This is a genomic window from Vibrio iocasae (genome assembly GCF_042245395.1).
Taxonomy (GTDB): Bacteria; Pseudomonadota; Gammaproteobacteria; order Enterobacterales; family Vibrionaceae; genus Vibrio; species Vibrio iocasae.
Genome location: NZ_CP145311.1, coordinates 610,829 through 629,227 on the forward strand (window position 1 = coordinate 610,829; position 18,399 = coordinate 629,227).

At 43.0% G+C, this 18,399-nt stretch carries 20 protein-coding genes; 11 read left to right on the plus strand and 9 right to left on the minus strand.

Annotated features, from left to right (window positions below; genetic code table 11):
* Nucleotides 1-11: 11 nt before the first annotated feature.
* The 5 genes from hisS to SNR28_RS12475 all read left to right on the plus strand — a co-directional run bounded on the left by hisS (nucleotide 12) and on the right by SNR28_RS12475 (nucleotide 5,355).
* Nucleotides 12-1,283, plus strand: coding sequence for a histidine--tRNA ligase (gene hisS, locus SNR28_RS12455; RefSeq protein ID WP_375752806.1), 1,272 nt, complete (start codon nucleotides 12-14; stop codon nucleotides 1,281-1,283).
* Nucleotides 1,284-1,297: 14 nt separating this feature from the next.
* Nucleotides 1,298-1,912 (plus strand): YfgM family protein, encoded by a 615-nt coding sequence (locus SNR28_RS12460; protein ID WP_375754075.1) that lies wholly within the window; start codon nucleotides 1,298-1,300, stop codon nucleotides 1,910-1,912.
* Nucleotides 1,913-1,923: 11 nt separating this feature from the next.
* Nucleotides 1,924-3,084 carry an outer membrane protein assembly factor BamB gene (gene bamB, locus SNR28_RS12465; RefSeq protein WP_375752808.1) on the plus strand — a complete coding sequence of 387 codons (1,161 nt, stop codon included), beginning with the start codon at nucleotides 1,924-1,926 and terminating at the stop codon, nucleotides 3,082-3,084.
* 135 nt (nucleotides 3,085-3,219) lie between these two features.
* Nucleotides 3,220-4,710, plus strand: a complete 1,491-nt coding sequence (der, locus tag SNR28_RS12470) for a ribosome biogenesis GTPase Der (RefSeq protein WP_375752810.1) — start codon at nucleotides 3,220-3,222, stop codon at nucleotides 4,708-4,710.
* A 414-nt stretch (nucleotides 4,711-5,124) separates the two neighbouring features.
* Nucleotides 5,125-5,355, plus strand: a complete 231-nt coding sequence (locus tag SNR28_RS12475; RefSeq protein ID WP_375752811.1) for a zinc ribbon domain-containing protein — start codon at nucleotides 5,125-5,127, stop codon at nucleotides 5,353-5,355.
* A gap of 282 nt (nucleotides 5,356-5,637) precedes the next feature.
* On the opposite strand, the gene xseA is transcribed toward SNR28_RS12475, so the two are convergent.
* Complete coding sequence (xseA, locus tag SNR28_RS12480; protein ID WP_375752813.1) at nucleotides 5,638-6,984, minus strand: exodeoxyribonuclease VII large subunit; 1,347 nt, start codon at nucleotides 6,982-6,984, stop codon at nucleotides 5,638-5,640.
* A gap of 285 nt (nucleotides 6,985-7,269) precedes the next feature.
* Here xseA and guaB point away from each other — a divergent pair, with 285 nt between their 5' ends.
* The 4 genes from guaB to SNR28_RS12500 all read left to right on the plus strand — a co-directional run bounded on the left by guaB (nucleotide 7,270) and on the right by SNR28_RS12500 (nucleotide 12,388).
* Nucleotides 7,270-8,733, plus strand: a complete 1,464-nt coding sequence (gene guaB / locus SNR28_RS12485; protein WP_375752814.1) for an IMP dehydrogenase — start codon at nucleotides 7,270-7,272, stop codon at nucleotides 8,731-8,733.
* Nucleotides 8,734-8,920: 187 nt separating this feature from the next.
* Nucleotides 8,921-10,498, plus strand: a complete 1,578-nt coding sequence (gene guaA / locus SNR28_RS12490) for a glutamine-hydrolyzing GMP synthase (protein WP_375752816.1) — start codon at nucleotides 8,921-8,923, stop codon at nucleotides 10,496-10,498.
* Between the two features lie 192 nt (nucleotides 10,499-10,690).
* Complete coding sequence (locus SNR28_RS12495) at nucleotides 10,691-11,299, plus strand: acetate uptake transporter (protein ID WP_375752818.1); 609 nt, start codon at nucleotides 10,691-10,693, stop codon at nucleotides 11,297-11,299.
* A 108-nt stretch (nucleotides 11,300-11,407) separates the two neighbouring features.
* The gene (locus tag SNR28_RS12500) at nucleotides 11,408-12,388 is read left to right on the plus strand and encodes an ion channel (RefSeq protein ID WP_375752820.1); all 981 of its coding nucleotides are present in this window, start codon (nucleotides 11,408-11,410) and stop codon (nucleotides 12,386-12,388) included.
* 76 nt (nucleotides 12,389-12,464) lie between these two features.
* On the opposite strand, the gene nqrM is transcribed toward SNR28_RS12500, so the two are convergent.
* The 5 genes from nqrM to SNR28_RS12525 form a co-directional block, all read right to left on the minus strand.
* A complete protein-coding gene (nqrM, locus tag SNR28_RS12505; protein ID WP_375752822.1) occupies nucleotides 12,465-12,674 on the minus strand; it encodes a (Na+)-NQR maturation NqrM in 210 nt (69 codons plus the stop codon).
* Between the two features lie 13 nt (nucleotides 12,675-12,687).
* Nucleotides 12,688-13,272 (minus strand): NifB/NifX family molybdenum-iron cluster-binding protein, encoded by a 585-nt coding sequence (locus tag SNR28_RS12510; RefSeq protein WP_375752824.1) that lies wholly within the window; start codon nucleotides 13,270-13,272, stop codon nucleotides 12,688-12,690.
* A complete protein-coding gene (locus SNR28_RS12515; RefSeq protein ID WP_375752825.1) occupies nucleotides 13,269-13,577 on the minus strand; it encodes a DUF134 domain-containing protein in 309 nt (102 codons plus the stop codon). Before SNR28_RS12515 ends, SNR28_RS12510 begins: the two co-directional genes overlap by 4 nt.
* Nucleotides 13,578-13,669: 92 nt before the next feature.
* The gene (locus SNR28_RS12520; protein WP_375752826.1) at nucleotides 13,670-14,215 is read right to left on the minus strand and encodes a hypothetical protein; all 546 of its coding nucleotides are present in this window, start codon (nucleotides 14,213-14,215) and stop codon (nucleotides 13,670-13,672) included.
* 17 nt (nucleotides 14,216-14,232) lie between these two features.
* A complete protein-coding gene (locus SNR28_RS12525) occupies nucleotides 14,233-14,754 on the minus strand; it encodes a hypothetical protein (RefSeq protein ID WP_375752828.1) in 522 nt (173 codons plus the stop codon).
* Nucleotides 14,755-14,994: 240 nt separating this feature from the next.
* On the opposite strand from SNR28_RS12525, the gene SNR28_RS12530 reads away from it, so the two are divergent.
* Both SNR28_RS12530 and SNR28_RS12535 read left to right on the plus strand, forming a co-directional pair.
* A complete protein-coding gene (locus SNR28_RS12530) occupies nucleotides 14,995-15,639 on the plus strand; it encodes a hypothetical protein (RefSeq protein WP_375752829.1) in 645 nt (214 codons plus the stop codon).
* A gap of 177 nt (nucleotides 15,640-15,816) precedes the next feature.
* On the plus strand, nucleotides 15,817-16,425 hold the full coding sequence (locus tag SNR28_RS12535) for a PilZ domain-containing protein (RefSeq protein WP_375752831.1): 609 nt from the start codon (nucleotides 15,817-15,819) through the stop codon (nucleotides 16,423-16,425).
* A gap of 8 nt (nucleotides 16,426-16,433) precedes the next feature.
* Here the strand turns inward: SNR28_RS12535 and SNR28_RS12540 are convergent, their stop codons facing one another.
* From SNR28_RS12540 to SNR28_RS12550, 3 genes are all read right to left on the minus strand, one after another.
* Complete coding sequence (locus tag SNR28_RS12540; protein WP_375752832.1) at nucleotides 16,434-16,988, minus strand: GGDEF domain-containing protein; 555 nt, start codon at nucleotides 16,986-16,988, stop codon at nucleotides 16,434-16,436.
* 212 nt (nucleotides 16,989-17,200) lie between these two features.
* Nucleotides 17,201-17,569, minus strand: a complete 369-nt coding sequence (locus tag SNR28_RS12545; protein ID WP_375752833.1) for a hypothetical protein — start codon at nucleotides 17,567-17,569, stop codon at nucleotides 17,201-17,203.
* 170 nt (nucleotides 17,570-17,739) lie between these two features.
* Nucleotides 17,740-18,234 (minus strand): hypothetical protein, encoded by a 495-nt coding sequence (locus SNR28_RS12550; RefSeq protein WP_375752835.1) that lies wholly within the window; start codon nucleotides 18,232-18,234, stop codon nucleotides 17,740-17,742.
* Between the last annotated feature and the right edge of the window lie 165 nt (nucleotides 18,235-18,399).

An 18,399-nucleotide genomic window follows, 5' to 3' on the forward strand; every position in this document is an offset into this window, starting at 1 on the left:
GTAAAAAAACTGTGGCAAAAACTATTCAAGCAATCCGAGGCATGAACGACTGCCTCCCAACTAACTCTCCGCTTTGGCAGAAAGTGGAAGGTACTGTAAAAAGTGTAATCAGTGCTTACGGCTATAGCGAAATCCGCATGCCGATCGTTGAAATGACTCATTTGTTCAGCCGCGCTATCGGTGAAGTGACCGACGTAGTTGAAAAAGAGATGTACACATTTGAAGACCGTAACGGTGATAGCCTGACTCTTCGACCAGAAGGTACAGCGGGTTGTGTACGTGCCTGTATTCAGAACAGCCTGATTGCTCGCTCTGAAGAGCAACGCCTATGGTACATGGGGCCAATGTTCCGTCACGAACGCCCACAAAAAGGTCGCTATCGTCAGTTCCATCAGGTAGGTGTTGAAGTGTTTGGTCTTAACGGCCCGGACGTTGACGCAGAAATGATCGTTATGACCGCTCGCTTATGGCGTGAGCTGGGTATCTCTGAGCATGTTCGTCTGGAACTGAACTCAATTGGCTCTCTTGAAGCTCGCGCAAACTATCGTGATGCGCTGATTGCTCATCTTGAACAGCATATGGATGTACTGGATGAAGATGCTAAGCGTCGTATGTACACCAATCCATTACGTGTTCTTGATACAAAGAACCCTGATATTCAGGCGATCCTTGTTGATGCTCCTAAGCTTTCAGAATATCTGGATGAAGAGTCTAAAGAACATTTTGCAGGTCTATGTGAACTTCTTGATGCTGCAGGAATCGAATATCAGGTCAATGAACGTCTGGTTCGTGGTTTGGATTACTACAACCGCACAGTATTTGAGTGGATTACAGAGAGCCTTGGCGCTCAGGGTACAGTATGTGGCGGTGGCCGATATGATGGCCTTGTAGAGCAACTTGGTGGGAAGGCAACACCAGGTGTTGGTTTTGCTATGGGGCTGGAAAGACTAGTTCTGCTTCTGGAAACGCTTGAACTGAATGAAGTACGACGTTCTGTTGATGTATACATGGTTACCGCTGGTGAAGGCACTATGGCTGCAGGTATGAAGCTTGCTGAGCAGCTTCGTGGAGAAGTACCGGGCCTTCGCGTTATGAATCACTTTGGTGGCGGTAACTTTAAGAAACAATTTAAGCGTGCTGACAAAGTTGGCGCAGCAGTCGCATTAGTGTTAGGTGAGAACGAAGTTGCCGAAAACACGGTAGTACTGAAAGACCTGATTGGTGGTGAACAGCGCACTGTTACACAGTCTGAAGTCGCGTCTCAACTAGTAGATTTAATTTAAGAGGAATTAACGTGGTGGCACTACACGATAGCGAAGAACAACAGGTTGAAGCCATAAAGGATTGGTGGAAAGAGAATGGCAAAGCAGTCATTCTTGGTGGTGTAATTGGTATTGGCGGTATTCTTGGCTGGCAGTACTATCAGGACTCAGTAAAATCTGCAAAAGAAGCTGCATCTGAAAACTACACTGTAGCCGTAGAGACGCTGGCGTCTAAAGGTGTTGAAGCTGCACCACTAGCGCAAAGCTTTATCGACCAAAATAAGGACACAGATTACGCTAATCTGGCTGCTCTTCAGCTTGCACGTGTTCAGGTTGAAGCTGGTGAACTGGATGAAGCTTTAGCTCAGTTGAATTGGGTGAAGTCGAACACCAAAGATGAAGCAATGCTTCCACTGGTTTCGTTCCGAATTGCTCGTATTATGGCAGAGAAGGAAGAGCTTGATGAAGCTTTGGCTGAGTTAAATACAGTAACTTCAACAGCCTGGACTGGCCGCGTGGCGGAGCTTAAAGGTGACATCATGTTACTGAAAGGTGATAAGGAAGCTGCTTACAGCGCTTATACGGAAGCTCAGCAAGCTGGTGATGCTAGTCAAAGCATTCAGGTTAAACTGGATGATCTTGCCAAATAAGGGCTGACGGAATGAAGAAATTATTCAGCCGATTGTTGGTAGGTTCACTTATTGCTGCCGGACTCGCTGGTTGTTCAAGTGAAGAAGACACGGTCATCATGGCGCCTGTGCCTCAGGTAAGCAGTGAGTTCACCCCTGACAGTGTTTGGTCTTCATCTATTGGTAATGGAGTAGGCCAGTACTTCTCCAAGCTAACACCTGAATTCGAGTACGAAAAACTGTTTATTGCGGCTCGCGATGGTGAGGTGAAGGCGTTGGATCCAGAGAGTGGAAAGCTTATCTGGAAAACGGACCTGGAAGGCGATATCTCTGCACGCTTGTCTGGTGGTATCACAGCTTCCTACGGAAAGGTCTTTATTGGTTCTGAAAACGCAGAACTGATAGCGCTAGATCAGGAAACCGGTGAAGAGCTTTGGCGTTCTACGGTTGTTGGCGAGATTCTTGCGAAGCCTGTTACAGACAATAACTACGTTATCGTAAATACAAGTCGCGGAATGCTCACTGCTCTGGATGCAGATACTGGTTCTGAAGTTTGGACTATCAGCACTGAAGTTCCAAACCTGACTTTGCGTGGTGATAGTACGCCAAATACTACATCAGGTGGTATTTTCTGGGGTACAGCAAGTGGTCGACTTGCAGCTGCGATAGTTTCGCGTGGTCAGCTTATCTGGCAGCAACCTGTTGGTACGCCAAAAGGTGCGACAGAGATTGACCGTCTGGTTGATTCCGATGCTTCACCAATTATTTTAGGTAGCACTCTTTATACGGTGGGTATCAACGGCCAGCTTGTAGCGATTGATCTTCGTTCTGGTGCTCCTGTCTGGAAGCGGAAATATTCTTCTGCTTCAGACATGGCGACAGATGGTGCAAAGATTTTTGTTTTGACAGATAACGATCATCTTGCAGCTGTAGATATTCGAAGTGGTACGGAGATATGGACGAACTCGTCTATGGAGAACCGTCTGCTAACTGCTCCGCAAATTATTAATGGCTATCTGGTTGTTGGAGATAGTGAAGGTTACCTTCATTGGCTTGATCGTGAGACCGGTGAGTTTGTTGCTCAGCAATTGGTAAACGACAGTGGTTTTGCTGTTGGTCCGGTTGAGCTTACAGATGGCTATGTAATAGTGACTCGTAATGGCAAAATAAAGAAACTACGAATCGCTGAATAATTTGTGATAGACTTCACATCCGGCTCCTGGCTGTAAGGTCAGGAGCCGTTTTATTGAAAAATAGTGGGAAGTTTTAGGTAAGTATGAGCGAACTTACCTATAACTTCCTAAGGAAATAAATTTTTAGAGGTTGTTATGGTACCTGTTGTTGCTCTAGTTGGGCGTCCAAATGTTGGTAAGTCAACGCTATTTAACCGTCTTACCCGTACCAGAGATGCACTTGTTGCGGATTTTCCCGGGCTAACCAGAGACAGAAAATACGGTCAGGCTAAGCTTGGTGAACACGAGTTTATTGTCATTGATACGGGTGGTATTGATGGCACTGAAGAAGGTGTTGAAACCAAGATGGCTGAGCAGTCTCTTGCTGCTATCGATGAAGCTGATGTCGTATTGTTTATGGTTGATGGCCGTGCCGGACTTACGGTTTCAGATGAAGCAATCGCGATGCATCTGAGAAAGATCGAAAAGCCTGCAATGCTTGTTGTGAACAAAGTGGATGGCATTGATGCAGATGCAGCCAGTGCTGAGTTCTGGCAGCTTGGTATGGACAACATGTATCAGATCGCAGCGGCTCATGGTCGTGGGGTCGGTGCTCTTATTGATCGCGCTTTGAATCCTTTTGCTGAAGAACTGCTTGAGCAAGCCAAAGGAGAAATCGAAGATCTTACGGACATCGAGGACGCTGAAGAAGAGAAGCTGGACTACACCGAAGAAGAAGCGGAAGAAGAGTTCAAGCGTCTTCAGGATCAGCCAATCAAACTAGCTATTATCGGTCGCCCGAACGTAGGTAAATCGACACTGACCAACCGAATCCTAGGTGAAGAGCGTGTCGTTGTTTACGATATGCCAGGTACTACTCGTGACTCTATTTATATCCCTATGGAGCGTGATGGTCGAGAGTACGTATTGATTGATACTGCAGGTGTTCGACGTCGTAAGCGTATTAACGAAACGGTAGAGAAATTTTCTGTTGTTAAGACGCTAAAAGCAGTGGAAGACGCCAACGTTGTTCTTCTAATTATTGATGCTCGTGAGAACATCTCAGATCAGGATCTAAGCCTTCTTGGCTTTGCTCTAAACGCGGGTCGTTCTATTGTTATCGCAGTAAACAAGTGGGATGGTCTGGATACCGAAGTTAAAGAGTACGTGAAAAAAGAGCTGGACCGTCGTCTTGGCTTTGTCGACTTTGCTCGTATCCACTTTATTTCAGCGCTGCATGGTACTGGCGTAGGTCATTTATTTGAGTCAGTACAGGAAGCGTATAAGTCGGCAACAACTCGCGTAGGTACATCTGTTCTGACACGTGTAATGAAAATGGCGACAGATGATCACCAACCACCACTTGTTCGTGGCCGCCGCGTGAAACTTAAATATGCTCACGCTGGTGGATATAACCCACCAATTGTTGTTATTCACGGTAACCAGGTTAACGAGCTTCCGGATTCTTATAAGCGTTACCTGATGAATTACTACCGTCGTTCGCTGGAGATTATGGGCACACCTATCCGTATTCAGTTCCAGAATAGTGAGAACCCTTATGAGAGTAAAGCTGGCAACAAGCTGACCATTTCTCAGGAAAGGAAGAAGAAACGCCTTATGGGAATGATTAAGAACCGTAAGAAGTAGTTTAAGTTGATTGAAAATAGCGCCTGTCGGGCGCTATTTTTTTGCCGGAAGAATAATATCTCGTATAAATTACAAAACAGTGTATTTCGAATGGTGTGAATTCAGATCGTTTTTACAAAATATTAAGATCTGTAGATTTTTATATCTCACCTTGGGTTTTTATGCTTTTAAAAATCCAAAAACAGGATATGTAACTTATGCTTTCGGGATGTGGTTATATAAATGTTCTTAATTGGGCAGATCGCTGATCAAAATGAATTTAGCAGATGATCTCATAAAGATCATGGCAAACCAAAAGAGCTCAATTAAAGAACAGTATTGATTCTTTATTAGTGAAATCTAATTTTAGATTAAGTATGCTCTATGTCAGTGATAAAGATCTTGTTTACATATTTTTAAGTTTTAGGTGAATTGATGTCAACACAGAATATTTGTCCAACTTGTTCGAAAGAGCTTGGTTGGGAAGGTGGTAATTACAAATGTCAGGACTGTAAGGTTAGCTATAAGAAGTTCGCGTACTGTCCTGAGTGCGATGTGGAACTTGAGAAGCTCCAGGCTTGTGGTGCTGCCAGTTATTTCTGCAATACCTGTAATGAATTGAAATCTAAGAGTAGGGCACGATTTGAGTTTCGTCCGCTTTCCTAAATTGGCTAGCTCGGAAATTAGGGCATTACTACGTAAAGACGCTGTGAATACAATCCATGTACGCTCCAAATTTTTCATCCATGAAAAATAGGCTTTACTACGTAACACCCTGATATCCAACGATGATCTTCTGCAAACCTCGTTCCCACGCTCTCGCGTGGTAATGCATACCAGAGTGTATAATTTGTACTGGATTCTATAAGCGTCAGATATGAATCCCCACGGAGACCGTGGGAACTAGAAGAGTATATTGTTTCGGAATGAACTAGGGTAAACCAGAAGCTAGCTCACTACAGAACGAACTTCTCCATTAGCTAACTGAGTAATCAACTGGTCACCGCTTTTAGTATCAGATGCTTTGGTAATAACTTTACCATCGTCAGTTTTCGTAATGGAGTAACCACGCTTTAGCGTAGCGAGAGGGCTAACGGTATCCAGCTTTTCAGCAGCCAGAGCAAAAGAGTGTCGGGTGTTCAACAGCTTTCTGTCCATAGCGTCGATAAGCTTTTGCTTTGATTGAGCAAGTAGATACTGCTGCTGACTAAGCATTCTTTGCGGAGAGTTAAGATCCAGTCGATGGCTGAGATGGTTCAAGTTAGCACGTTCATCTTGAAAGCGGGTTTCCATTGCTGCTTTCAACCTGTTTTCAAGATCATCCAACTGTTGGCTTTGTTTTTCCAGATGGTAGTTCGGATGCTGTCTTTCCAATCGGTGAGTTAATTGCTGAAGCACAAGCTTGTTATCAGATAAATAGTGTCGGAAAGCATGACCAAGTTTTGCAGTTCTGGCATTTATTGCCTGTAGCTTATGGCTTTGATCCCGGCTAACCAATTCCGCTGCTGCTGAAGGAGTAGGTGCTCGGACATCCGCGACAAAGTCGGCAATAGTGACATCTATTTCATGACCTACAGCACTGATAACAGGGATTTGGCTGGAAGCGATTGTTCGGGCAACAATTTCATTGTTGAAACACCAGAGATCTTCTAGTGAGCCACCACCGCGACCAACGATTAATACATCACATTCATTACGACTATTTGCTCTGCCAATCGCCTGTGCAATCTGAATTGCAGCATCGTCTCCCTGAACCAGGGTTGGGTAAATAACGACAGGTAAGCTTGGATCACGTCGTTTAAGTACGTCTAATATGTCGAATAACGCAGCACCAGTTTTAGAGGTAATAACGCCAACACGTTGTGGGTTTTCAGGCAATGGCTGCTTTTGTGTTTGTGCAAATAGCCCTTCTGCGGCTAACTGCATTTTGAGTTTTTCAAACTCCTGTTGCAGTCGACCATCACCCTCGGGCTGCATACTCTCAATAATCAGTTGGTAGTCACCACGTGGTTCGTAAAGTGAAAGGCGTGCCTTAACCAATACCTGATTACCGTTTACAGGTTTGAACGTGACTCTTCGGTTATTGCCTCGAAACATGGCGCACTTAACCTGAGCGCGGGAGTCCTTTAACGAGAAGTACCAGTGCCCGGATACCGGAGCAGAAAAGTTAGATATTTCACCGACAAGCCAGACGACACCCATTTCATTTTCCAGAAGCAAGCGTACTTCTGCATTTAAACGGGATACAGTAAAGATATTTTTGTTGCTGCTAACAGATTGATCTCGAAAGGACACGGGAATACCACAGGACGTGAGTATGGAAATTAGCGGCAATATAATACATAGCAAGGGGTGGATTGCAAATAAAAGATAAAAAAATGAGTAGTCAAACGATTGCGCTGTGCGTATAATCCGTCTGCAATATCAGAGATGACAACTCCACTAAACATCTAGCTGCTGGGTATATAAACCCGTTGTGTGCAGAATGGATCTTTAGTGGAGTTGTCATTTATTTATCCCCTGTTATGCGAAACGACATGGGATATTCATTTTTTAACCTTTTTGTTGAGAGATATTGCAATGCTACGAATCGCAAAAGAAGCACTAACGTTTGATGACGTTCTGCTAGTCCCTGCACACTCTACTGTTCTTCCGAATACTGCGGATCTTCGCACCCGCCTGACTAAGAATATCGAATTAAACATCCCGATGCTTTCAGCGTCGATGGATACTGTAACGGAAGCACGTCTAGCAATTGCTCTGGCCCAGGAAGGCGGCATCGGCTTTATTCACAAAAACATGTCTATCGAAGGGCAGGCTGAACAAGTTCGTCTGGTTAAAATCTTTGAGGCAGGTGTTGTTGCACACCCTGTAACTGTAAAGCCAACAAATACAATCGCGGAAGTACTTGAGCTAACAGAGAAGAACGGCTTTGCTGGTTACCCTGTTGTTGGCGACAACAATGAGTTGCTAGGTATTATTACCGGTCGTGATATTCGTTTTGTAACTGATTTGAGCAAAACAGTTGATCAGGTGATGACACCGAAAGAGCAGCTAGCTGCTGTAAAAGAAGGTGCTTCTCGTGAAGAAGTTCAGGAGAAGATGCACGAAGCTCGTGTTGAGAAAGTGCTTGTAGTCAACGATGAGTTCCAGCTAAAAGGAATGATCACTGCAAAAGACTTCCACAAAGCAGAGAAAAAGCCAAACGCATGTAAAGATGAGCAAGGTCGCCTACGTGTAGGTGCTGCTGTTGGGGCTGGTGCTGGTAACGAAGAGCGCGTTGCTGCTTTGGTTGAAGCTGGTGTTGACGTACTTCTTATCGACTCTTCTCACGGCCATTCTGAAGGCGTACTAAACCGTATCCGTGAAACTCGTGAAGCTTATCCTGATCTGGATATCATTGGTGGTAACGTAGCAACAGGTGCTGGTGCAAAAGCTCTTATCGATGCTGGTGTAAGCGCAGTTAAAGTTGGTATTGGCCCTGGTTCTATCTGTACAACTCGTATAGTAACGGGTGTTGGTGTTCCTCAGGTAACTGCAATTTCAGATGCTGCTGAAGTAGCAAACGAGCACGGAATCCCAGTTATCGCTGACGGTGGTATCCGTTTCTCTGGTGACATCTGTAAAGCAATCGTTGCTGGTGCATCTTGTGTCATGGTTGGCTCAATGTTCGCTGGTACTGAAGAAGCACCGGGTGAAGTCATTCTTTACCAGGGGCGTTCTTACAAAGCATACCGTGGTATGGGTTCCCTTGGTGCTATGTCTCAGGGTTCTTCTGACCGTTACTTCCAGACTGACAATGCAGCAGACAAGCTGGTACCAGAAGGTATCGAAGGCCGTATTGCATATAAAGGTCGCCTGAAAGAGATTGTTCACCAGCAGATGGGCGGTTTGCGTTCTTCAATGGGTCTGACAGGTAGTGCCACAATTGAAGATATGCGTACTAAGGCTGAGTTCGTACGTATCTCTGGTGCAGGTATGAAAGAGTCGCATGTACATGACGTGCAAATCACCAAAGAGGCACCGAACTACCGTCTCGGATAATTTTTCAGGTTTTTCGTCGCTGGCTAGCACGATTTCTGCGTCTAAGGTGCTCATTTACTATCGTAAACTCTGCGCCTTATCCTTGAACTCGGGCTACCCAGCTTAGTAAAACAAGAAAAACACTTTCTTATATTTTTACCACTCGAAGGGATATGGGTGGATAAACTCAACAGATTTGAGAGAAAAAATGACAAAGAATATTCATGACCAGCGCATTTTGATCCTGGACTTTGGTTCTCAGTACACTCAGCTAATTGCACGTCGTATCCGTGAGATCGGTGTTTACTGTGAGCTTTGGAGTTGGGATGTAGACGAAGCGGATATCCGTGAGTTTAATCCAAACGGTATTATCCTTTCTGGTGGCCCGGAAAGTGTGACTGAAGATAACTCTCCACGCGCTCCTGAGTATGTTTTTAATGCTGGTGTGCCAGTATTTGGTGTTTGTTACGGCATGCAGACTATGTCTGAGCAGCTTGGTGGTAAAGTAGCGGGTTCAAATGAGCGTGAGTTTGGTTATGCTCAGGTTGAAGTGGTCGAGCAGTGTGAACTGTTCAAAAACATCGAAGATGCTATCGCTGAAGATGGCAATGCACTTCTTGATGTTTGGATGAGCCACGGTGATAAAGTCGTAGAAATCCCTTCTGATTTTAAAAAGATTGCTCAAACAGACACTTGTCCTTACGCAGCGATGGCAAACGAAGAGAAGCGCTTCTACGGCGTTCAGTTCCACCCAGAAGTAACCCATACTCGTCAGGGTATGCGTATGCTTGAGAACTTCGTTTTGAACATCTGTGGCTGTGAAAAGCTTTGGACATCTCAGTCAATCATCGATGATGCCGTGGCTCGTATTAAAGAGCAAGTTGGTGACGATGAGGTAATCCTTGGTCTGTCTGGTGGTGTTGACTCTTCTGTGGTTGCAATGCTGGTTCAGCGTGCGATCGGTGACAAGCTGACATGTGTATTTGTAGACAATGGCCTGCTACGTCTTGATGAAGGTAAGCAGGTTATGGAGATGTTTGGTGACCACTTTGGTCTGAACATCGTTCATATTGATGCTGAAGAGCGTTTCCTGAAAGCACTTGAAGGTAAATCTGATCCTGAAGACAAGCGTAAGACTATCGGCCACGTTTTTGTTGAAGTGTTCGATGAAGAGTCTAAGAAGCTATCTAATGCAAAATGGCTTGCTCAGGGAACGATCTACCCGGACGTTATCGAATCTGCGGCATCTAAAACCGGTAAAGCACACGTGATCAAATCTCACCATAACGTAGGCGGTCTGCCTGATGATATGGAAATGGGATTGGTAGAACCGCTGCGTGAATTGTTTAAAGATGAAGTTCGTAAGATTGGTCTTGAGCTTGGCCTTCCATACAACATGCTTTACCGTCACCCATTCCCTGGTCCGGGTCTTGGTGTTCGCGTTCTTGGTGAAATCAAGAAAGAGTACTGTGATCTATTGCGTCGCGCTGATGCTATCTTTATTGAAGAGCTTCACAATGCAGATCTTTACAATAAAGTATCTCAGGCATTTACAGTATTCCTGCCAGTTCGTTCGGTTGGTGTAATGGGTGATGGTCGTAAGTACGATTGGGTTGTTTCTCTTCGTGCAGTTGAGACTATCGACTTTATGACCGCGCACTGGGCACACCTTCCATATGATTTCCTTGGAAAAGTATCTAACCGTATCATCAACGAAATTGATGGTATTTCTCGAGTCGTTTACGATATCTCGGGTAAACCACCTGCGACGATTGAGTGGGAATAAACCTTCACTAAATCAATAAATTAAAGGTCAACTATTCGGTTGGCCTTTATTTATTTTACTGAGTAAAATATTTTTAGTGGATATCATCGAAATAGTGTTGAATACGACCAAAAATTAGACTAACATTCGCGCGCTAAAATAATTTTTGGTTTTTTAAAATTTTTTATATTCACACTTTGAAGGTTCCCCCCAATGTCGACTAAACTAGCGAATCCAGCACCACTAGGCCTAATGGGCTTTGGCATGACAACTATCCTGCTTAACATCCACAACGCAGGCTTTTTCCCACTAGACTCTATGATTCTTGCAATGGGTATTTTCTATGGTGGTCTTGGTCAGGTTATCGTCGGTATTATGTGTTACAAGCGTGGTGATACGTTTGGCACTACATCGTTTACTTCATATGGTCTATTTTGGCTAACGCTTGTTGGTCTTATCGTAATGCCTAAAATGGGACTGCCAGCAAGTCCTGCTTCTTTCATGGGCTGGTACCTGGCTTTATGGGCTGTTTTCACTGGCTTTATGTTCCTGGGTTCCCTTTGCTACCCAACAGCTAAGCAAATTGTTTTTGGCTCACTAACCATTTTGTTTGCTCTTCTGGCTGCTCGTGATTTTACTGGTAGCGAACTGATCGGTACTATCGCTGGATTTGAAGGCATCTTCTGCGGTGCGAGCGCTATCTACTTTGCTATGGCTCAGGTTCTAAACAACGAGTTTGGTCGCGTGGTTCTTCCTGTAGGTAAACCAATGATTGGTCGCTCTAAAGTTACAGAAACTCCTGCTGAACCAGTTGCTGCTTAATTTGTGACACAGAATTTTCTAAGAAAGGCTTTAGCTTAACCGCTAAAGCCTTTTTTCTTTCTGCTAACTCTTCTTCTAAACTTATTTTAAGAGTAGGGAGGACGGCCTATGAAAGAAGAAAAAGCCGGTACCTGTAAATACTGCAATGAAGATGGATGGAAATGCTCAGAACCAGCAGGTGAATCAGGGTTGTGCTATTGGCATGATCCGGGCATAGATAAAAGCTGTGATGATATTAAGGAGAGCATTGAGCGGTGGGCGAGAGATGGAAAACCTCTAGATGGCTTTCAGCTAGCCAGAACCAACCTTCATGATGTTAACCTCGTAAACAAAGGGCACAAGGCGGGTTACAATTGTCGCAATGCAGACTTCTATCGTGCAGACTTAACCGAAGCCCATTTCTTTGGCCTTGATCTCCGGGGCTCTTCCTTAATGAAGACAAAACTTCGTGGTGCCAATCTGCACTGTGCAAAGCTTGAAAACTGCAATCTCTTGGGAGCGGATCTGACCAATGCCAGGCTCGAGACTATCAACTGGGGGATCATGCTGAAGCAGGAAAAGAGAGCCTATGAAGCGCTGGACAAATGTAAAAAGGAAGAAGCAGTAGGTTTATGCCAAGAGGCGGAAGAAGTATGCAGAAACATACGTAAACAGTGCGAACGGCAGGGGCTATTTGAAACAGCAGGATACTTTTTTAAGAAAGAGATGACCTACCGGCGATATCAAATGCCAAGAATGAGTTTCAAGCGCTGGTTTTCCAAATCCGTCGATATATTTTGTGGTTATGGGGAGTCGCCTCTTAGAGTTGTCATTTTCTCGATTCTTTTCATCCTGATATGCGCGTTGGCTTACTTTGCATTGGGTACGGCTGCACAGAATCCAATTTATCCCGGTGCAACAGGGGTTATCGCAATGATTCTTGAGATGTTGAACGCCATTTACTTTAGCGTGGTGACCTTTACGACATTGGGGTATGGAGATATATCTCCTATAGGATTAGCGCGCTTTATTGCCGCGTTTGAAGCTTTTATAGGTAGCTTCACCATGGCTTTATTTGTGGTGGTATTTGTGAAGAAGATGACCAGATAGGTCGAGTTCAGGCTAAACCTCCAGGCATTAAAAAAGCGCCTTGAAAGGCGCTTTTTTAGTGTGAGCTATATGATTACTACTTGTTGCTTTCACCTGGTTCGGTGATCTGGTAAAGCGTCGGTTTGTGTTCTTCACAAACATCTTCGCAGTTACAAACTCGATCAACGCCAACACTATTAAGTCCGCCACAACTACCGGAAATAGTTTTCTTATTCAGAATTACACCGATTGCCATCAGCAGGATGACGATAAGAAAAACACCGAAGGTGATAAGTGCAGTTGTCATAACATTTGCCTAACTACTTATTAATAGATCGCAGAGATGATATACCACTCAACGAAATTCTCATAGCACGTTTTTTTCCACCACCACAACTACTGGTTATATGATCCATCAACCTGGAATCATTTAGGTGGCTTCTGCCATGATGTTTGTGCCCGTTATCATGACTGCAACCACAGCCAACATGTTTACTACCCTTTTGGGCGCTACAGCACGAATGACCATCTTCATGAGAACAACCGCCACCTTTTTTCCGATGGTTGTGAGATGGTCGACCCTGACTTGCATCTGTTAGCTCCGTCATCGGGCTGGTTGCTGCTGATGAAAGCGGTGTCTGAGAGTCAACCTTAAATACCCTTATTCCAGCAGATAGCAACTTACCCAATGCTCTTTCGCCAATGTTTCTTACAATAACGGCATCTGTTTCTAACTCTTTCAGCATCTTAATTGCAACGCTTTTCTCGCTGCATGAAGAGTTTCCTGCTGCGGGATTAGCCACGTTTTTTATCACTGAGCTATCGTCATCCAGCAAAGCAAACTGTGGTGCCTTGATAAAGTGATTTGCAACACAGTCTCGGCTGTGTGGTACAGCATAAATCATTCTGTTTCATCCTTATGCTCCGGGCTATGAATCGCATCCAGAACAAGTGCATTACCTTTAACTAAACTCTCAGCAACTTTGAACCTTGCTCGATTGATAATGTTGCCAAAAGTTTGCCTTGAAACGCCCATCTGGTCAGCAGCCTCTTGTTGACTCATATTCTGAAAATCTGCCAACCGAAGAGCTTCAAATTCTTCTGCCAGTAACTCGGTTTGTTCGAGTTGGTTAAGAGGTACACCATTTGGCTTAAAGCAGCTATGGGCTGGTCGTCCGCAAATACGACGACACTTTTTGGGTCTGGCCATTTGCTCTCCTGTTTGGGGTCCAGGTGAATATTACGCCCATAATTAGCATATGCCAATAATTATTTTTGGCATATGCTAATTAAAAGTGACTTTTATTCACCTGCTCTTCTTTTCGTTGATGCGGGAATAAAGCGATATAAATAATCTTTTTCCCGGTTTTTAGAGAAGAATGCTTCTAGTTCAATCAACATGCCTGGATTAGCTTTGTGATCATACTCTCTAGGGAAATCGACAAGGGGAGTAACAGTCAAGAAAAGCCATTTCTTATAGAGTCTCTGTTTCCAGGAAACGGAAATCCACGTATTGCTAATCTCTTTATCATGCTGTGGTTTGCCACTGATTCCTGTGGAGTACTCCAACAGGTGATCGGTATGGATTCGGTCATAATAGCTGAGCTGACTCACCAGTTCCCAGCCACGATCATCATATAAATACTGTGCGCTGTTACCAAACTTGAAAATATCTAATGGATTCTCTTCAAACGCGTGGTAGAGGTTTAGGTGTGTGACAGCACCGGCTCCTCTTGTGTGATAGTAAAAAACTTCCTGTTCCAGTTGAGCTGTCCAGGTATTTGATAAGTTTTCCACACGCTGGATGTTGGCTCTGGTAAACGGATCTAGTGGCAAACGAATTTTCACTCCTAAATCAAATCGGGTTAGCCAGCTTTGAATTTTTTCGTCGGATAATCTAACCCCCCGATGGCTCCTTGAGTTGCGCTGCTACCTTCAGATGGAAAATCTCTCTGTTTTGTTTCCAGTGAATCATAGTCATCGGGGTCGGTTTCTAAGATGATTTTCCAGTTACGTTTTATATGGGGTAAGTCAATTCTCGCAGATATTTTCTCTTTGGAGCTGAAGTAGCCTCGATGGGTATATTCACTCTGAATTTTGAATTTGACATAACTCCGGTTTACCAAATCATCATCTTCTTCTTTTTTACCTAAGCCTTCATCTAAATAAGTACTGACATCATGAATTTTCTCCGCGATATAGTTTTCAGTATTGTCTAGCCAGCTATCTTCTATAGGTGGAGGAACAATATCGTGTTGTTCACCTGCGGGTACCATGGCTATTTGGAATGAATTTTGATAATTATTATGGATATCTTGAGAAAATGCGCTGTCCAAAGGAAGAATGAAGGCAAAGAGTAGTATCAGCTTAATGTGAGTAGGACGCAAAAAAGATTTTCCGTCACCAGTGCATGACAGATAGAAGTTTGTAGATAGATTTCCCTTAAATATTTTCAAATATAAACAGTCTGTTATTGTAAGTTGTATAACTTAGTATAGGCAATTTAGTATAAGTTGATACTACCTATTTAGTTTACTTTTCAGTTCATTTTGTAGAAGTAGATGAGTTTTGCTTTCTCAACTAAGTTTAATAAGACAACTGTCGTTTTTATCAATACTAGGATTTCTATGTTAAAACAGAGTTTATTTATTGCAGGCATCTTACTTTTCTCAACTACCACATTTGCGAGTGAAGCAATGCGAGGAGAGAAAGGAAAATTTATTGTCGGCCTGGGACCAATAGAGCTAGGAAATGTAAGTATTGACTCCACCTGCAATGACACTACTTGTTTTTACAGAGCCAGAGCGAAAGGCTCTTTTATGTTTATTGGTGCCGATGTTAAAGAGAACGGATCGTTCAAGAGGCAGGGTCATAAAGTGGTTCCGGTTTCTACAGATTATGAAGAGAAGATTGGCTCTAAAAAGAAGGCTTATTCTTATGATTTTGTAGAGATGGAAATAAAAGATAAACGTTCAAATGAACAAAAAGAGCTACCGGAAAATACTTATACGTTTATGCCTTTATTAAATCAGGTAATTTTAGACCTGATGAACGGAGGGCCACAGGATGAGTATGAGTATCTTTCTAAGCACAAGCACAGAAAGGCAGTGATATCTGGTTATACCCGGAAAGAGACTGAAAATGGTCTGATGCATAGTTTTATAGGTACGCAGAAAGATAGCGAAATAGAATTCTACTTCCTACAAAAGGGAGAGAATATCAATCTCCACAAGATATCTTATGGAAGTTTCCACTTGTCACGTATTCAATAAGAAACAGGGGCATCTGCTCGCAAACCTTTACCAGTTGCTATATGATTAAATTATAACATATGCGCATTTGTTCTTATGTGCACATTATAAAAATTTAATAAATAGACGTTATGGTAACAAGTTGTGCTAGCTCCTGTAATAGATACCGAGAACTTACCCAAATTCTTAGAATTTGGGATGAGATTATCCGGAAACTTTGAATTTACGTTAAAAGACCAGAAGGGCTTCACATGCTCTTTTGTCGGCCTGAAAGAAGGTCAGTTTTTAATATTCGAAATTCACCTTCGTTCAGTTGATGAACTGTTTATCAGAAAACTGAACGGCGCCAATGTTGTGTTCCGAGGATTTTCAGACACTGAGAACGGTCATGTGATTGCTTTTCGAAGCACCGTAATTAGTATGAAATCCATGGGGACTCGCCTGCTATTCGTTAAGTACCCAATTTCGGTTGAAAGCAAACCTGTCAGAATGCACAAGCGTTTCAAAGTGAACTTCGATGCAGAAGTTTATGTAGAAAATAAGCGATATGAAGCGCGATTTTTAGATATCTCCCAATCTGGGTGCGCAGTACTTATTAAGAACGAGTCGGTAGAGCTGGAGCAAGGGGACGAGATTTTTATAGAGCCAGGAATTAAAAATATTCCTAAGCCCTACCCACAATGCAAAGTGGTTAATGTCCGGCACCAAGCGGATGGCACCGTTGTTGGTGTGGAACTCACTCCGGAACTGGATCTGACAGACGAACTGAAGCTAGAGGTATTTAGCCATATAATTCTGGAACACTAATTACGCAGTCAGACAGGGCGGACTTTCTGTACTTCAGCGCCACCAGACTCCAGAGACTTTAGCGCATTTGAGAACAAATAATCTGAAATAGCGCTTATTGCCTGGCCACTTCCTGCGTTATGACTTTCACCAAAAGTTGCCTGACCTACAACTAAATCAACATTCTCATCGTCTATCTGTACTTTGTCCCAAACTTGACTGCGTAATCGGTCAATCGCGATATGAGAGTTTTTGCTATCACAGTTGTATAAAAGTAAGGCGAATTGATCTTCTTCTATGTGACCAAGAACATCACTGTCTCTGGATACGGCTTTAATGACATCTGCACTATTTTTAACAAGCGTATCTATTTCATCTTCAGTATGAAGATCTTTAAGCTCGGAGAAGTTTTTGATACTTGCAATAGCTAACGTTACAGGCATGTGCTGGCGAATAGAAATACGCAGCAACGACTCCATCACCTGAACAAATAGTGGTCGGTTATACAGTTCAGTTAAAGGGTCATACATTCCCGGAATTGGAGGTGGCCGGTTTGCTGCCAGAGTTTCGCGGGTATATTCCATATAAGTATTCCTTTTTTCTATACATTAATAATATTAGCTGGAAACAACATATGGCAATTGAGGAGATATCGTATTTTTGAGAAACACTGGTAATAAATGCGTAGTTTCTCTTGAGCGAATTGAGCAACGCTAGTTCGTTAGTAGTAGAGGGGAGGGTGGTCGTACATAGACAAATAAAAAAAGAGCCAACCTTGGTTGACTCTCTGTAGCAATTAAAGATCTTGTTCTAACTCTATACAACGGTTCGAATCATACTGATCAAAGCGGCCTCGCGCACCTTTATAATGAATCGCAACAACCATTCCTTTATCGACAAAATATCTTAGATTGTCGCAAGAAACCTCTAGGCCAATTTTCTTTGTAATGTGTGGAAGCCAGTGATACCCCTCCGGAAGGGTTTGTACTAAGGTAATTGTACCGTCATCATCTATATCAAATTCTTCATAGGCAGCTAGGGCGTGGCGTGCTTCTTCTACGGTTTCTTTGTCAGCGGTGGGTGTGAGCCTTTCTGTTAGAGTTGATTGGCAAGCAGTGAGTAACATAGTCGAAAATATGCCAGCGACGATAAATTTAAATTTCATTATGTACCTGTATTTCATAGTTATTGTAAATGCCCAAGAATCATATTATATACATTGTTTATGTAAAGTGGGTCTTCGATATATGTAGAGTTTGTCACTAAGTAATTAATTATTAAGCAATTAATTATTAAGTGGTTACTTAAATACTGGTAGATTTGCTTTGTTGAAAGCTATAGCTCACGTGAGCACTTGTTCATTGAGTGGTTATCTCTTGTATACATAATCAGCGTGTTGTCATCGCTCATTGTCACTTTGTAAGTGCTATTTAACGTCTTTGGCATTTTCCGCTTAATGGCATAAACAAAAAAGTTTGATTGCTCATTGGAAGGAGTCATATCTAACTTGTTTGTCATTTCATTTAAAACGCCATTAACTAGCTCCCAAGTACCTTCTGCATTTACGGTAAAAGCCATGGGATCTTCGAATTTCCCAATTTTCTCTTCAAACTTACCGCTTCCAATGAATGAACCATCTTCTGAGAAGTTTATTTTATTTTCGAAGTTGAAATCTTTCCCTTGAATATCACTTGTAGAGCGACATGACCAACTTCCGACTAATAGTTTTGACGTAACATTGTTTTTAATTTCCACAGTAGGAGAGTGTATTAGGGTAGTCGTACAGGCCACTAGCATCGACGTAAAAAATAGTATGGTTATCGTTTTCATATTGAATACTTCTTAGTTTATTTGGACGACCATTATTCAATTTAACTATATGAAATACAAATGGATAAGGTGAAATTAATAGCTGGGATTTGCTTTTTTGAGGTTTGCTTCGTGTGTATTAGAAAACCCGGCGCATACTTTGATGAGCTGGGTTTTCTTAGGGGG

Coding starts and splice junctions, on each gene's coding strand:
- bamB (WP_375752808.1), top strand. CDS start 1,924: ATGAAGAAATTATTCAGCCGATTGTTGGTAGGTTCACTTATTGCTGCC.
- der (WP_375752810.1), top strand. CDS start 3,220: ATGGTACCTGTTGTTGCTCTAGTTGGGCGTCCAAATGTTGGTAAGTCA.
- SNR28_RS12475 (WP_375752811.1), top strand. CDS start 5,125: ATGTCAACACAGAATATTTGTCCAACTTGTTCGAAAGAGCTTGGTTGG.
- guaB (WP_375752814.1), top strand. CDS start 7,270: ATGCTACGAATCGCAAAAGAAGCACTAACGTTTGATGACGTTCTGCTA.
- guaA (WP_375752816.1), top strand. CDS start 8,921: ATGACAAAGAATATTCATGACCAGCGCATTTTGATCCTGGACTTTGGT.
- SNR28_RS12495 (WP_375752818.1), top strand. CDS start 10,691: ATGTCGACTAAACTAGCGAATCCAGCACCACTAGGCCTAATGGGCTTT.
- SNR28_RS12500 (WP_375752820.1), top strand. CDS start 11,408: ATGAAAGAAGAAAAAGCCGGTACCTGTAAATACTGCAATGAAGATGGA.
- nqrM (WP_375752822.1), bottom strand. CDS start 12,674: ATGACAACTGCACTTATCACCTTCGGTGTTTTTCTTATCGTCATCCTG.
- SNR28_RS12510 (WP_375752824.1), bottom strand. CDS start 13,272: ATGATTTATGCTGTACCACACAGCCGAGACTGTGTTGCAAATCACTTT.
- SNR28_RS12515 (WP_375752825.1), bottom strand. CDS start 13,577: ATGGCCAGACCCAAAAAGTGTCGTCGTATTTGCGGACGACCAGCCCAT.
- SNR28_RS12530 (WP_375752829.1), top strand. CDS start 14,995: ATGTTAAAACAGAGTTTATTTATTGCAGGCATCTTACTTTTCTCAACT.
- SNR28_RS12535 (WP_375752831.1), top strand. CDS start 15,817: ATGAGATTATCCGGAAACTTTGAATTTACGTTAAAAGACCAGAAGGGC.
- SNR28_RS12540 (WP_375752832.1), bottom strand. CDS start 16,988: ATGGAATATACCCGCGAAACTCTGGCAGCAAACCGGCCACCTCCAATT.
- SNR28_RS12545 (WP_375752833.1), bottom strand. CDS start 17,569: ATGAAATTTAAATTTATCGTCGCTGGCATATTTTCGACTATGTTACTC.
- SNR28_RS12550 (WP_375752835.1), bottom strand. CDS start 18,234: ATGAAAACGATAACCATACTATTTTTTACGTCGATGCTAGTGGCCTGT.